Origin of the sequence: Streptomyces sp. M2CJ-2 (genome assembly GCF_016757295.1) — a bacterium.
Classification (GTDB): Bacteria; Actinomycetota; Actinomycetes; order Streptomycetales; family Streptomycetaceae; genus Streptomyces.
In genome coordinates this window covers 1-13579 of the sequence record NZ_JAESIF010000107.1, presented here as the reverse complement: position 1 = coordinate 13579, position 13579 = coordinate 1, and the positions used below count along the sequence as shown (strand labels likewise).

15 protein-coding genes and 4 pseudogenes are annotated in these 13579 nt (G+C 70.0%); 9 read left to right on the top strand and 10 right to left on the bottom strand.

All coding sequences use genetic code 11. The features are described 5' to 3' along the window. Nucleotides 1-107: 107 nt before the first annotated feature. Nucleotides 108-292, top strand: a pseudogene (locus tag JL475_RS40810) (XRE family transcriptional regulator); the annotation flags it as partial. Between the two features lie 230 nt (nt 293-522). On the opposite strand, the gene JL475_RS35960 reads toward JL475_RS40810, so the two are convergent. Further along, nucleotides 523-1497: a transposase family protein gene (locus JL475_RS35960; RefSeq protein WP_202282400.1), complete on the bottom strand. Its 975-nt coding sequence runs from the start codon at nt 1495-1497 to the stop codon at nt 523-525. Between the two features lie 51 nt (nt 1498-1548). Continuing rightward, nucleotides 1549-2328, bottom strand: coding sequence for an alpha/beta fold hydrolase (locus tag JL475_RS35955; RefSeq protein ID WP_202282399.1), 780 nt, complete (start codon nt 2326-2328; stop codon nt 1549-1551). Nucleotides 2329-2539: 211 nt separating this feature from the next. Between JL475_RS35955 and JL475_RS35950 the strand changes: the two genes are divergently transcribed. Continuing rightward, nucleotides 2540-2731, top strand: coding sequence for a hypothetical protein (locus JL475_RS35950; protein ID WP_202282398.1), 192 nt, complete (start codon nt 2540-2542; stop codon nt 2729-2731). A gap of 129 nt (nt 2732-2860) precedes the next feature. Then, nucleotides 2861-3745, top strand: coding sequence for an alkaline phosphatase family protein (locus tag JL475_RS35945; RefSeq protein WP_202282402.1), 885 nt, complete (start codon nt 2861-2863; stop codon nt 3743-3745). Here the strand turns inward: JL475_RS35945 and JL475_RS41800 are convergent. Continuing rightward, nucleotides 3723-4001, bottom strand: a complete 279-nt coding sequence (locus JL475_RS41800) for a DDE-type integrase/transposase/recombinase (protein ID WP_368860254.1) — start codon at nt 3999-4001, stop codon at nt 3723-3725. The genes JL475_RS35945 and JL475_RS41800 overlap by 23 nt on opposite strands. Nucleotides 4002-4080: 79 nt before the next feature. Here JL475_RS41800 and JL475_RS40805 point away from each other — a divergent pair. The 4 genes and pseudogenes from JL475_RS40805 to JL475_RS35925 all read left to right on the top strand — a co-directional run. Then, nucleotides 4081-4360 (top strand): annotated as a pseudogene (locus tag JL475_RS40805) (CrcB family protein); the annotation flags it as partial. Then, complete coding sequence (locus JL475_RS35935; RefSeq protein ID WP_202282396.1) at nt 4315-4674, top strand: DUF190 domain-containing protein; 360 nt, start codon at nt 4315-4317, stop codon at nt 4672-4674. The pseudogene JL475_RS40805 and the gene JL475_RS35935, both read left to right, overlap by 46 nt. Beyond that, nucleotides 4671-5044, top strand: a pseudogene (crcB, locus tag JL475_RS35930) (fluoride efflux transporter CrcB). Before JL475_RS35935 ends, crcB begins: the two are co-directional and overlap by 4 nt. Beyond that, nucleotides 5035-6258, top strand: coding sequence for an MFS transporter (locus JL475_RS35925; RefSeq protein WP_307825286.1), 1224 nt, complete (start codon nt 5035-5037; stop codon nt 6256-6258). The pseudogene crcB and the gene JL475_RS35925 overlap by 10 nt, the downstream one beginning before the upstream one ends. Nucleotides 6259-6277: 19 nt before the next feature. On the opposite strand, the pseudogene JL475_RS35920 reads toward JL475_RS35925, so the two are convergent. The 4 genes and pseudogenes from JL475_RS35920 to JL475_RS35905 form a co-directional block, all read right to left on the bottom strand. Beyond that, nucleotides 6278-6457, bottom strand: a pseudogene (locus JL475_RS35920) (phosphopyruvate hydratase); the annotation flags it as partial. Nucleotides 6458-6466: 9 nt separating this feature from the next. After that, the gene (locus JL475_RS40800) at nt 6467-6928 is read right to left on the bottom strand and encodes an integrase (protein WP_237409247.1); all 462 of its coding nucleotides are present in this window, start codon (nt 6926-6928) and stop codon (nt 6467-6469) included. A gap of 582 nt (nt 6929-7510) precedes the next feature. Beyond that, the gene (locus JL475_RS35910; RefSeq protein ID WP_307825285.1) at nt 7511-8317 is read right to left on the bottom strand and encodes a serine hydrolase; all 807 of its coding nucleotides are present in this window, start codon (nt 8315-8317) and stop codon (nt 7511-7513) included. Between the two features lie 283 nt (nt 8318-8600). Beyond that, nucleotides 8601-8792 (bottom strand): hypothetical protein, encoded by a 192-nt coding sequence (locus JL475_RS35905; protein WP_202282394.1) that lies wholly within the window; start codon nt 8790-8792, stop codon nt 8601-8603. A gap of 828 nt (nt 8793-9620) precedes the next feature. Here JL475_RS35905 and JL475_RS35900 point away from each other — a divergent pair. Continuing rightward, the gene (locus JL475_RS35900; protein WP_307825284.1) at nt 9621-10277 is read left to right on the top strand and encodes a PIG-L family deacetylase; all 657 of its coding nucleotides are present in this window, start codon (nt 9621-9623) and stop codon (nt 10275-10277) included. Nucleotides 10278-10318: 41 nt separating this feature from the next. On the opposite strand, the gene JL475_RS35895 is transcribed toward JL475_RS35900, so the two are convergent. Together JL475_RS35895 and JL475_RS35890 are read right to left on the bottom strand one after the other, a co-directional pair. Continuing rightward, nucleotides 10319-11077 (bottom strand): IS6 family transposase, encoded by a 759-nt coding sequence (locus JL475_RS35895; RefSeq protein ID WP_202282392.1) that lies wholly within the window; start codon nt 11075-11077, stop codon nt 10319-10321. Between the two features lie 10 nt (nt 11078-11087). Continuing rightward, a complete protein-coding gene (locus tag JL475_RS35890; protein ID WP_202282391.1) occupies nt 11088-11528 on the bottom strand; it encodes a transposase in 441 nt (146 codons plus the stop codon). A gap of 151 nt (nt 11529-11679) precedes the next feature. On the opposite strand from JL475_RS35890, the gene JL475_RS35885 reads away from it, so the two are divergent. Beyond that, entirely contained in the window at nt 11680-12399 is a 720-nt protein-coding gene (locus JL475_RS35885; protein ID WP_202282390.1) for an IS6 family transposase, read from the top strand. Between the two features lie 336 nt (nt 12400-12735). Here the strand turns inward: JL475_RS35885 and JL475_RS35880 are convergent, their stop codons facing one another. Then, on the bottom strand, nt 12736-13101 hold the full coding sequence (locus tag JL475_RS35880; protein WP_202282389.1) for an STAS domain-containing protein: 366 nt from the start codon (nt 13099-13101) through the stop codon (nt 12736-12738). Nucleotides 13102-13579: the final 478 nt, after the last annotated feature.

Below are 13579 nucleotides of genomic sequence, written 5' to 3'. Positions count from 1 at the left end.
CCTGGGCCGGGTTGCGCACCGGTAACTCGCTTTCCCAGGCGATCCCCCCGTGACCACCGCCGCTTTCCCGGGCCCGGACCCCTTGCCCGCCCGTGTGAACACAGGCCACCCGCGCCCGGTTCGGCTTCACCGCCGCGCCCGGCACCACCGACGACGCCCGCGTCCGCCACCTCACCCTCGCCCTGCCCCGCAGTACGCGGCCCGCCTGTTCGATGCCCAGGACGCCGGCGCCGGCGAGCGGCAGCTGCGCAACCTCGCCGCCGAGGGCCTGGGCGAGGTCTCCTTCCGCGACGCCGTTCAGGCAAGGCACGGTGATGGCAGGCGGTATTTTGCCGGTGAGGCCCCCGCGGGGCCGGCTACGCACGCATCGGGAGGGGAAGCTCGCGGAGGATCCCGGTCACGATCAAGGCGAGCACCAGCAGCAGCAGCGCGAGCGGCCACAGCAGCCACCGGCGGGGCTTACGAGGTTGTGAGCGAATGAGTCGGGGGCGTGCTGGTCTGGAGGTTCGGCTGGTGGGTGATTCAGCGGGTCGTCGGGGTGACGGGCACGAGTGCGGTGCTCGGCTTGCGGTGGGTGGCACGTTGGGCGGCGCGGTCGGAGACCAGACCGGCGATGGCGCGGTGGGTGGCCGAGTAGTGCTCGCGACGTCCGAGGAACCGCTGCAAGGGGCGCCACTGCTTGTGCTCGGCGTTGGCGTGCTCGACGCAGATCCGGCGTGAGGATTGGCGGCGGCGCATCTCACGCCATCCGTACCGCTCGGTCAGCGGCACGTCCTCCAAGTCCTTCGGCGGTGCCGAGATCTGGTCGGGAAACTCGTTGGCCAGGCCCCGGTAGCCCTCGTCGACCTCGGCTCTCACGTCCGGGTGGAGGCGGAGCTGTTCGGCGATGCCCTCGGTGCGCATCGCGGTCTGGTCGTGCATTCTTCCGGGCCGGTCGGCCCCGGACCACAGGGTGCGGCCCTGGGCGTCGCTGATGGTGGTGGTCTTCATGGTGTTCTGTTTCCTCTTGCCGGAGACGAACGCACGGCGGCCGGGCCGGTGGGCCCTGGGGCGGCGGACCTGGGTCTCGGTGCCGTCGATGCGGAGCGTGATCCCTTCGGCTGCGGCATAGGCGAAGACATCGGCCGGCGTATGCAGCCGAAGCCCCGGCCGGTCGGGGACGGCGAAACCCCTCGCGGCCAGCAGCGGACGGATCTCGCCGATCGCCCTGGTGATGGTGGACCGCTCCAGGCCGTAGAGCTCCGCGAGAGCGGCGTGCGGGAGTTGGTGACGCAGGTGGACCAGGGTGACCAACACCCGGTCGGTGAAGACGAGGTCGTGCTTCGGCCCGGCACCAGGCCGCCGCCTGCGGTTGCCGCCGTGCCGCTCGTGCAGTGCGGACTCACAGCGCGCGGTCCACGGCCCGGCCAGCTCCTCGATCAAACCGCCGAGATGTGCACGGGAGATGCCGGTGAAGGCAGGATGGGACAAGGCCGCACGGGCCCATTCCTTTGTCATCACACATGAGGAACCCGTGCGGCTCTCTCCGCGTTACGGGCCGCTTGGGCGCTATTGCTGGTCGTGGTCGGAGAGCGCCGCCGCGGTGGCGCGGGCGAAGCCTTCCGGGTTGTCCAGCATGATGTTGTGCCCGCAGTCGGGGACCGAGACCACGGCCACCCCGGCTTCGGTGAGCGCATCGGTGCCCGGGAGCGGGCCGTCGGCCTCGGGCAGCAGGTAGGTGCGGGGGATTTTCAGGTCCAGCAGATGCTCACGCATGGTGGGGGCGGTGCCGCGGGTGAGGTGGACCGCGCTGCGGTGCAGGGCCTCCCGGCCGGCCAGGCGCATCGTGGACCACCAGTGGGAACCGGCCCGGTCTCGGATCTCTTCCCAGCCGCCCGCCAGGAACTCCTCCTCGGAGTACGCGGCGATGCCGCTGCTGCCCGCGGAGCCGGGTGCGGGCGGGATCGGGTCGAGGTTGGCGTCGACCAGGACCAGGCGGGAGACCAGTTGGGGGTGCCGGGTGGCCAGGACGATGGCCACCGAGCCACCCATGCTGTGCGCGATCAGCTCGGCGCCCGTGACACCCGCGCTGGTCAGGGCTGCGGCGAGGGCATCGGCGTGGGAATCCAGGGTGTAGTCGAAGCCCGTCGGCCGGTCGCTGATGCCGTGTCCGAGCAAGTCGATCAGCAGCGATCGACGTCCGGCGAGCAGAGGATGAACCGCAACCTGCGCGAAGTAGGCCGACGACGTGGCGCCCAGACCATGGACGTAGACGCGGGACGGCTCCTGTCCTGGCAGCTCAACCCAGCGGATCTGGCCGCCCTCGGGCGTCACGGCGGCGTTGCGCACAGTCTGCTTCCCTTCACTTCACTCCGGATCGGCGGAGAGACGAGAGTAGCCACCGGGCCTCGGTGCACCACCACCGCCCCCAGCGCTGTTGCGCGGGCACCAGAAGCCTCGGGCCTCGATCAAGACACCCCACCCGAATTCGTTCACAACGTCGTTAGTGAGCACAGGAACCATCTCGGTCCTTGCGCGCTGGGTCTTTCCAGGGCCATGAGTGGCACTGGGGCCACGCCCTGCCCCCGCAGCCCGCCTCCTCGAGGCCCAGGACACCGGCGCCGGCGAACAGCAGCCGCGCGACATCGCCGCCGAAGGCCTGGGCGAGGTGCACTTCCGCGACGGCGGCCGACGGGCCCACGGCCCGGGGGCGGAGTTCACCGACGTCGAGCACGTCGAGTTCGACCTGTGAGAGCAGGCGGCCGACGCATACCCGCCTCAGTGCTGACTGAGCCGCGGCCTCGGGCGCGAGACCATCCGAAGACATGAAGAATAAAAACCGGCATATCTTCCGGCTCTATCGTGACCGGAGGCCCCCGTGATCGCCTCGTCCCGAACACGAACCCGGAGTACCGTCCGTCTGCTCGCTTGCGCCCTTGGCGTCGCCGCGGCGGCGGCCGCACCGTGGACGGGAGCCGCAGGAACCGAGCACGGTGCCGGACATGTCCCCGCGCCGGACCACGTGGTCGTCGCCGTCATGGAGAACCACGCGTACGACCAGATCATCGGCAGCCCCCGCGCTCCCTACATCAACTCATGGGGTAGCCACGGCGCCGTCCTGACCAGCTCATACGCCATCGCCCACCCCAGCCAGCCCAACTACTTCGCGCTCTTCTCCGGCGCGACGCAGGGCGTCACTGACGACAGCTGTTACACCCCCGGCTTCCGCTCCGCCGCCAACCTCGCCTCCGAGCTGACCGCCGTCGGAAAGACCTGGGCCAGCTACAGCGAGTCGCTGCCCAGCCAAGGTTCGGCCACCTGCGGCAGCGGACGCTACACGCGCACGCACAACCCGTGGTTCGGGTTCAGCAACGCACCCCGATCCAGCGCCAAGACGTTCGCACAGTTCCCGACCGTCTACGCCAGGCTGCCCACGGTCTCCTTCGTCATCCCGAATCTGTGCAGCGACATGCACGACTGCCCGGTCCCCACCGGCGACACCTGGCTGGAGACGCACCTCGGCGCCTACGCAGCCTGGGCCAAGACCCACAACAGCCTCCTCGTCGTGACCTTCGACGAGGGCAACAAGCACAGCAAGAACAAGATTGCCACGGTGCTGTACGGTCAGCCGGTGGCTGCAGGCAGCAGATCGGCGACCAGGTACGACCATTACGACGTGCTGCGCACCATCGAGGACATGTACGGCACATCGCACGCCGGGCACGCCGCCACCGCGTCGGACATCACCGGCATCTGGGCAAGCTGAGCGCAGGTACGTCTACGGACCGCCGCAGCGCAGGCACCCCGCAGCATCTTCCCCGGTCGCCGTGAAAGACCACGCCGTCGACCTGGCCACCTCGGGTAGCTGCCGCCATCTGCAGTGACGCTCCGACCAGGCCCGCGGCGTGGTGGGCGCCCATCGCGCAACCCAGCAGGCGGCGCGAGAAGAGGTCCAGGACGGTAGCAAGGGAGAGCTTGCCCTCCCCGGTCTCGATCTCGGTCATGTCGCCGACCCACAACACGTTCGGGACGATGGCCTCGAACCGTCGACGCACCAGGTCAGGGGCCGCTCTGTGGGGCAACGCCGCCGACTGCGTGGCGATCGGGTGTTCATGGTGCTGATCACCGATGTGTGACGGCTCACCGGTTGGTGCGACCGTCCTTCGGGACCGGGGTCCTGGACAGGTCCACGACGTTCTCGACGTACGCCGTGGACATCCAGAAACTGCTGGACGGGGGCCGTCCCCGAACCGGGCTTGCGTATCTGGCCGCGACGATGTGCGCGGCGCCGGCGGCGGTATGGCTTGCGACGACGGCGACGCGCCGCCTGGTGGCATGGAGGCAGCGGCGACAAGGCGGACGGGCAACGCCCTACGAATGACGATCTTCATCAGTGAGAACGACGCCTGGCATCACAAGCCGCTGTACAGCGAGATCGTGCACCGTGCGCACAAGGCCGGCCTGGCCGGTGCGTCGGTGTTCCGCGGCGTGGAGGGCTTCGGCGCCTCCTTGCTGATCCACACCTCGCGGCTGGTGTCGCTGAGCGAGGACCTACCGGTGGCAATCGTGATCGTGGACACCGAGGACCGGGTCCGGGACCTCCTGCCGCAGCCAGACGAACTGGTCGAGTCGGAGCCGGTGATCCTCGACGAGTGCGAGGGCATCCGATACGTTGGCCGGGAAAAGAAGGCGTGAACTGGCTGTTCGTCGTCATCGGGGCCATGGTGGGCGCTCCTCCGCGGTATCCGACCGACCGGGCGGTGCAGAAACGGCACGACACTTCTTCCCGTGGGACACCTTCACCGTGAACGTGATCGGCTGCCTGATCCCGGGCCTGCTCGCCGGCGCAGCGGTGGCCGGGGCCGCTTCATCGCAGGCGCAGTTGTTGCTGGGCACCGGATTCTGCGGAGAGCCGACGACGTACTCCACGTTTTCGTACGAGATGCTGCGGCTGGCCGAGAGCAGCGCAAGGTTCTTCGCCGCCGCCAATGTGATCGCCAGCGTGGTGGCGGGTCTCGGGGCGGTGTTCCTCGGGGTGTCCTTCGCGGAGGCGCTGTGGGCGTGAACCCGGCGGCTCCCAAGGAGCAGGAGGCGAAGCGGCCGACGCGGATGGGGCCGTGGCGGTTCGTGGTCTGGTTCGGGACCGTCAGCCTGCTCGCCGACTTCGTGTACGAGGGCGCCCGCTCGATCACCGGCCCGCTGCTGGCCTCGCTGGGCGCGTCTGCCCTGGTCGTTGGCGTGGTCACGGGCGCGGGAGAGGCCGCCGCGCTGGGGCTGCGGCTGGTCTCCGGCCCACTGGCCGACCGCACCCGCCGCTTCTGGGGGCTGGCGATCTCCGGGTACGCGCTGACGGTCGTGGCGGTGCCGTTGCTGGGCGTGACCGGGGTGCTGTGGGCGGCCTGCGCGCTGGTGGTCGCTGAGCGGGTCGGCAAGGCGGTGCGCTCACCGGCCAAGGACACACTGCTCTCGCACGCCACCGCCGCCACCGGGCGGGGTCGCGGCTTCGCCGTGCATGAGGCGATGGACCAGATCGGTGCTCTGGTCGGCCCCCTGCTCGTGGCCGGCGTTCTCGCGCTTACGGGGAACGACTACGGCCCCGCGCTGGGTGTCCTCGCCGTCCCCGGCATCGCCGTACTGCTCCTGCTGTTCTGGCTGCGGGCCCGGGTTCCGGACCCCGAGGCCTACGAACGGGAGGTGGAAGCCGCAGCAGCCGGGCCGCTGGTCGCGCAGGACGGGCGGTTGCCGAGGGCGTTTTGGACCTACGCCGCTTTCACGGCGGCCACCACGACCGGCTTCGCGACCTTCGGAGTGCTCTCGTACCACCTGGTTGAGCGGCATCTGCTGGGCGCCGCGTGGGTGCCGGTGCTGTACGCGGCGGCGATGGCCGTGGACGCAGTGGCGGCGCTGGCCACGGGATGGTTGTACGACCACTACGGCGCCCGGGTGTTGGTTACGCTGCCGGTGCTGACCGCGGGCGTGGTGGCACTGGCGTTCACCGACACGCTCGCGATCGCGGTGGCCGGGTCACTCGTGTGGGGCGCGGCCATGGGCATTCAGGAGTCCACCTTGCGCGCCACGGTGGCGGACCTGGTGCCCAGCGGGCGCCGGGCGACCGCGTACGGGCTGTTCGCCGGTGTCGTCGGAGCGGCGAGCCTGGCCGGTGGCGCCCTGACGGGTGGGCTGTACGGCCACTCGATCCCCATGCTGATCACAGTGGTCGTCGCCATCCAGGTCCTCGCCCTCGTGCTGCTGGCCGTCACACGGGTCACCCGCCGCTGACACGACGGGGCTCTCGCTGTCAGCGACTCGGTCCGTACGGCAGGGACGGCTCGGCGCCGGCGATCTCGATGAGCCGGTTGTACTTGGCGACGCGTTCACCGCGGGCGGGGGCGCCGGATTTGAGCTGGCCGCAGCCGGCGCCGACGACGAGGTCGGCGATGGAGGCGCCCTCGGTCTCGCCGGAGCGGTGGGAGACCATCTGGGCAGGTCACGCGGCACGCTCGGACGCGTGGAGGATGCCGCCGAGGCGATCGGATCGTCGCATGTCGAGGCGGACCAGCTCGTCCGTATCGGCGATCGGCGCCGGTAAGGGGCTCAGCGGGCGGGCGTTCGTGGTGCCCTGGTGGGGCCGGTGGAAGTGGTAGAACGTCCCGAACTCGGGCAGGGCATGGAGCAGGTGCCGCTGGTTCCAGATCAGGATGCGGTCCAGCAGATCGCGCCGACAGGTCCGCACCCGCCTTTCCACGATCGAGTTCATTCCCGGCGTCCGGGCTCCCGTCGGCACGACCTCGATCCCCGCGTCGGCCGGGACGGCTTCGAACGGGGCGGGGCACATGCCGTCCCGGATCGGGAACCGCGCCCGGCAGCCGGTGTCCTCGAGGTCCCTGACGAGGTTCTTCGCCGCCGGTGCCACCCAGGCGGCGGTCGGGTGCGCGGTCGCGCCCGCCACCCGGGTCGGTCGGGTGCGCGGGCGCGATCACCGCGAAGACGTACAGCCGCCTCCCGGTCGGCGTGACCGTTTCGAAGAAGTCACACGCGAGCAGGGCTCGGCCTGCGAGCGCAGGAAGTCCGCCCGGGTACTCGAGCTCCGTTCGGGTGACGGGTCGATCCCGGCCACCGTGAGGATTTCCCAGACATGGAGGCGGCCACCTGCACGCCGCGGACCAGCAGCTCACCGTGGACGCGCCTATTGTGCGGGGCGTGTAGTAATCGCCGCAAAACAACTGATATGGCTGCAAAGGCTTCTGAGCTGTCGTGACGTATCCGATGACCACGCCCCGGCCTCGACGGAACGAGCCGTGCGCCCGTCCACTTCAGCCGCACAGGGCGAACGGCGTGCCCGCCGTCGTTCGCCGTGGGCGGCCATGGGGGCATCGGCGGACCGATTGTGTCTCGGCGGCGTCCAGGTCCACGGGCGGGTGGGTATGGGGCGGCGGGCAGTGTCGCTGACCTTGGGCAGGAGGGCGATGTGCGGTCAGTTGGCGACCGAGGTCGGCGTGACGCCCGCGGGCAGGCGAGGGGTGTCGGCTCGTCAGGTCCGGGCGGACGCGGTCACGGCCTGCCGGGCCGCCCGCTCCACCAGGGAGATGCCGTCGCTCATCGACGCGCTGCCGTCCGACAGCACGGCGACGAGGTAGTGGTGTCCGTCCACCGTGACCTGGCCGACGCTGTTGACGTCCCAGAGCCCGGTGGCGGTGCGCTGCAGCCAGCCGTTCTTCAACGCGTACTCGGTGCCGGAGGCCGCCGAGACACCCCACGCCTGGTCGCTCGCGATGCGGCTCATCAGGGTTTGGACGTAGGCCCGGGATTCCTTGTTCAGCGGGGAGCCGGTCTTCGACGTCGCAGCGCTGTCGAACACGGAGAGCAGGAGCCTGATCTGGTCACTCGCGGTCGTCTGCGTCAGCCCCCACTTCGTGTCGGGACCTCCCTTGGTCGAGGTCAGTCCCAGGCGCTTGTTGGCCGCCTCCAGGCCCGGTGCCTGGCCGATCTCGCGCCACAGGGTGCTCGTCGCCGCGTTGTCGCTGTTCCGGATCATCGGTTCGGCCAGCGCGCGTTCATGGGCGGTGAGATGCCGACCCTCGTCCTGGGCCTGCAGCAGCAGCGCCGCGAGAATGTCGACCTTGATGATGCTGGCGGTGTCGTACAGGGCGTCCTCGCCGTACAGCAACGGCTTCCGGCTCCCGCCGTCGAGACTGAGCACCGCCGCTGTCACGCGCGCCTTGCTCTGGGGCTGCGCCACGGCGTGGACGCCGGCCGGGGCATGGGTCTGCTCCGACGGCGCGGGCGCGGCGACCGCGGGTGCCGGGTGCAGCGCACCGAGGGAGAAGAGGGCCGTCACCGAGGCCAGGAGCACACCGGCGCAGATGCCACGGCGCCTGGCTGAGGTCTTCGAACGCGGTACAGAACACGGGCAGGACATGGTCGGGCAGACCTCGGCAATGGGTAGGCAAAGGGGAACTGCGCGGAAAAGGTAGACAAATTGCGCGTCAGGTGAAGTGGCCCCCGTCACTGTGAACCCGTTTCGACCCGAATTGTGAGAAGGCTCATAGGCCTGGTGGCCGGCGAAAGTGCGGACCCGGTCAGGAGCCGTGCGACAGCCGGCGTGCCCGGCTGCCCTTTGATCAAGTAGCGCACCAGGCACCCTCGATGACGCCGGTGGCGATCGGCCGGCCGCGTTCCAGGGCGGTGTCGTAGCGCAGGTGCTCGGCCTTGCCGGTCAGGTGGTTCACGGCCTCGTCGATGCCCTCGCGCTGGGCGCCGCGCAGGCCGGCGGCGCGGGCGCCCGCCTCGCGCGCGGCGGCGGTCTGGTGCACGCCGCCGCCCAGCAGGACGCGGGAGTGGCAGGCGACCCAGGCCTCGGCGGAGGCATCGCCGGTGTCGTGCAGGTATCAAGCCGCTCACCGTGGACAGTTGGGGTCCGGGTGGGCGTGGAGCGGGAAACCGGTGTTGTCGTCAGAAGTTTTGACGGGCCGTGATCTGCGGCGGTTGTAGTTGAGGTGTAGGAAATCCCGGTGAGATTGATCTTGCCTCTGTTCAGTCCTCCGGCTGGTGGTCCCAGAGGTGCATGGCCTCGCCGGACTTGAGTGGCTTGTCGGCTGGTCCCATGCATGGGCGGGCATGATGCGGTCTTCGTGCTCGCACGCGTTGTCGGCGTGAGCGCGGGCGTGGGCGCGGGCGCGGGCGCGGGGGTCCGGGTCGGCCGACGTGTTTTCGCTCAGCAGGTCGCCGCCCCGGCAGACGCCCTGGACTGACGCTGAAGCAATCGGGAGGACCTGATCCACCGCCCCCATCGCCGTCCCAGCCCGCATCGAGGCCGCGCCGCACAGCTGCCTGGCCGCCCTCGGCCTGGTCTTCGGCTGCTTCGACTGCGCGCTGACCGGCGACGGGGACGCCCCGGAGCACTGGACGGCGATCGAGTGCAATCCGAACGGACAGTGCCACACATGCGGCAGGGGGAGAAAGGCATGCCGACGCCGGAGGCCAGGTGCCCTTTGCGGGGCCACCAAGAAGGCAAGGGGGGAACGAGGTATCCGGAGTTTTGGCGCAAGTCTCCGGGTTACTCGTCGGTGTGTCGGTCGCTTTTGCTCCGTCCGCTGGAAGATCCTCCGTCAGGAGATCCGCTGCCGCGAAAGGAGCCCTCGGTGGGCTGGAGAAAGCGTCACCCGGGCTGTTCCTCCCGTACGCCGGCGACTGCGGCGGCACTGGTCATCTGCGCCCTGCTGGGCCCTGCCTGCTCGGCTACGCCCGATTCTGCTCCCGGGGCGGGCGCGACGGCCGGGGCGTCCCGTCCGGCCGCGCACGCGAAGGACCCGGGGCAGTGCCGGCGCACCCTGGTCGGTGTGGCGCATCCTGATGACGACCTGTTCTTCCTGAACCCGGAGATCGGACAGACCATCCGCTCCGGATGCCCGGTCGACACGGTGTACCTGACCGCCGGCGACGACGGCAAGAAGAACCGGGTCGAGGCGCTGGAGTACGTGGACCGCAGGGAGTACGGGGTACGGGCGGCCTATGCGGAGATGGCGGGGGCGGCCAACCGCTGGGAACGGGCGGACGTGCGGGCGGACGGCCTCCGGATCAGGTCCTACCGGCTCGCGGACAAGGCCCGGCACACCGATGTGCGGCTGACCTTCCTGGACCTCCACGACGGCCTCCCGCACGGCCAGGAGCCGAACAGTCTGCTCAGGCTGTTCGACGGGAGCAAAAAGAGCATCGAGCCGTTCCAGGGTGCCGAGAGCTACACGGAGGACCGGCTGCTCGCGGGGCGCTGTCACGTTGTTGAGTGTGTGAGTGCCTGACGGTGTGTCGGGTGTGGTGGGGCCGGGGTCCGGCTCCGGACTCAGGCCGCGGCTGGCTGGCCGGCGACGCCGGTGACCTGGTCCCAGACGGCGAAGCGGGCGGTCATCTCGGCTCGGTATTCGGAAGCGGTCATCAGGTGGCGGCGGGGCCGGAAATGGGGGGAGATGCCGCTGAACGCGGACAGGAACCGCTGCGCCCCGCCGACGCTGCGGAAGCCCTTCATGGCGCGTTCCCGCTGCCGGGTGGGCTGGTGGCTGTTCTCGGCTCGGTTGTTGAGGTACTTCGACTGCCGGTGCTCGATGGAGGGCATGACCTCGCGATGGGCCGCGCCGTAGGAGCGCAGCTTGTCGGTGACGACTACCCGCGGCACCGAGCAGGTCTTCTTGAGCAGGGTGCGGAAGAAGCGCCGGGCGGCGGCCTTGTCCCGGCGGCCCTGGACCAGGATGTCGAGCACGGTGCCGTCGGCATCGACGGCCCGCCACAGGTACTTCAGCTCCCCGTTGATCTTGATGAAGACCTCGTCCAGGTGCCATTTGTCCCCGGGCCGGGGCCGGCGGCGGCGCAGTCCGTTGGCGTAGGCCTGGCCGAACTTCGCGCACCAGCGGCGGACGGTCTCGTGGGAGACGAACACGCCGCGCTGCAGCATCAGCTCCTCGACCTCGCGGAAGCTGAGGGGGAAGCGGAAGTACAGCCACACACAGTGCGCGATGATCTCCACCGGGTACCGGTGGCCCTTGTACGACGGCAGCGCGGACGACACGAGCGACTCCCTCCCCGGCACGATCAACTCCAAGATCATCCCAGGCCAGTCAGCCAACGTGACAACGCCCGACCGGCTTGTGCCGGTAGCGCACCGGTTCCCGCAGCCGGCGCACCTGTGGTGGGGCGATCCACGCCTGGGGCAGGCGCCCCATGCGCAGCAGGTCCGCCAGGTCGGCCGCTTCCCTCTCGTCGGTCTTGACCCTGCGGTGGCTGAACAGCTTCACCCCCAGGGGGTGGGCGAGGTGCACCTCGGCTCCGGCTTCCTGGAGCGTGTCGGCGGCCCAGTACCAGCCGTAGGTGGCTTCCGGCACCACCTGCGGGTGCGGTCCGGCCTTGGCGATCTCGGCCTTCAGGCCGGTCGGGCTGTTGTCGATGCGTACCCGGCCCAGCCGCGTGCCCTGCGGCGTCATCCGCAGCAGCACCGAGCGGCTGCGGTGCAGGTCCATGCCCACGATCTGCGGTCCGTCGTAGGCTGTTTCCTGGTCCATCAGGGGCCTCCTGCCGGTGGACGGTGGCTACTTCTCCTGGACCGAGCATCGTCCGCACCCGGCCGGAGCGGGAGGCCCGCTCCTTCATCGCATCACATTGGCTGGCCGGGTGGGATGATCTTCGGGTTGATCATGGTGGAGGGGGTGGCCCGTGGGCGGTACGCCGCCGTCGTACCAGGGGCACCGGTACCCGGTCGAGATCATCGCGCACTGCGTGTGGCGGTACTTCCGCTTCCCGCTCAGCTTCCGCGAGGCCGGGGAACTGATGCTCCAGCGCGGCGTGCTCGTCTCCCACGAGACCGTCCGCCGCTGGTGCGCCACGTTCGGACAGGCCTACGCCAACGGACTGCGTCGCCGCCGACCTCGGCCCGGGGACAAATGGCACTTGGACGAGGTCTTCATCAAGGTCAGCGGAGAATTGAAGTACCTGTGGCGAGCCGTCGACCAGGACGGCAACGTCCTGGACATCCTCGTCCAGTCCCGCCGGGACACCGCCGCGGCCCGGCGCTTCTTCCGCCGCCTGCTGAAGACGACCCGCACGGTGCCACGGGTGCTCGTCACCGACAGGCTGCGCTCCTACGGCGCCGCCCACCGCCAGGTCATGCCGAGCGTGGAGCACCGCTCGCACAAGGGCCTGAACAACCGGGCGGAGAACAGCCACCAGCCGACGAGGCAGCGCGAACGCGCGATGAAGGGCTTCCGATCGGTGGGTGCCGCACAACGGTTCCTGGCCGCTTTCAGCGGCATCTCACCCCACTTCCGACCCCACCGTCATCTGATGACCGCCTCGAACTACCGCACCGAGATGACCCTCCGCTTCGCGATCTGGGACCAGATCACCGGCGCCGCCAACCTGCCCACCACGGCCTGAACACAGGCCCGGGCCGCGGGCCCACCACGCCCCGACGCACCATCAGACAGTCACGCACCCAACAACGTGACAACGCCCGTGAACGTCCTGTGGGCCCTGATCCGTGACGGACGGTGCTACGACCCTGCCGTCCCCGTCACCTCTGCGGCTTGACAACCTCATTAGGAGGTCAGGCCAGTCAGCCAACGTGACAACGCCCTGACGGCACCAGCCTTCCAGCCCCGGAACCGCCTGCACCCGCCGTCCCCACCACACCCCTCACCGACCCACAGTCCTCCGTGACCGCGCCTGGACCGCTGGGACTGGCGGGCCGCGCTCGTGGTGCGGTTGCCGGTGTCAGGGGTGGAGGGCCTGACGCAGGGTGGGGTAGCAGTCGATGACGGTGTCGAGCTGCACGAGGCGCAGGGTGCGCATGACGGTGTCCTGGACGCCTGCCAGGCGCAGCCAGCCGCCGGTCTGGGTGAGGGCCTGCCGGGCGGTGATGAGGATGTTGATGCCGGTGGAGTCCATGAAGGGAACCCGGCTCAGGTCGACCACGGCGTGCGGAACGGATCCAAGGCGTGAGGGGTCCAGCGCCTGGCGGAGGGGCCCGGCGGTGTCGTGGTCGATGTCACCGACCACGGTGAGCACCTGGATGCCGTCGATCGAGGTGGAGACGACCGTCAGTCGGCCGGGTCCTTGTGGGTTTCCGCTGTCCGCCACTGATGATCCTCAAGCTCCGTCAGTCACATGGGCCGGCTGGTTCCATGCCTCCTTCGGAAGACTGCCCCGGATCCCGATGGTGATCAACCCCGGAGACCGTGCGCAAGCCTGCGACCTGGCAGGCGGGATCGCGGGCTACAGATGCCGGTCGTGGGCGCCGGTTTCGTCGGGCACGCGGTTCTCGCCCCGACCGGCTGCGGCCGCGAACCCGGCCACCCGCCCGGGGCCCTGCCGGCCCGCCACGGCCCCGGCGCCGCTCCGTGTTCTCCCGCCGCCACGGGCCGCATCCCCCACCCTGGGCCGCCCCGAGGCAAACAGAGACGCTGGAGTACGATTCCCGTTCGATTGGCCGTACGGCTCTGGGGGGGACGGGTCTTGAGCGCCCAACTGAGAGAAACCGCAGCGCAGTTGGCAGACATGCTCTGGCGTCGGCACACCGTGTACCGGGACCGGGCCGGGGGTGTGGTCATCCGGGGAG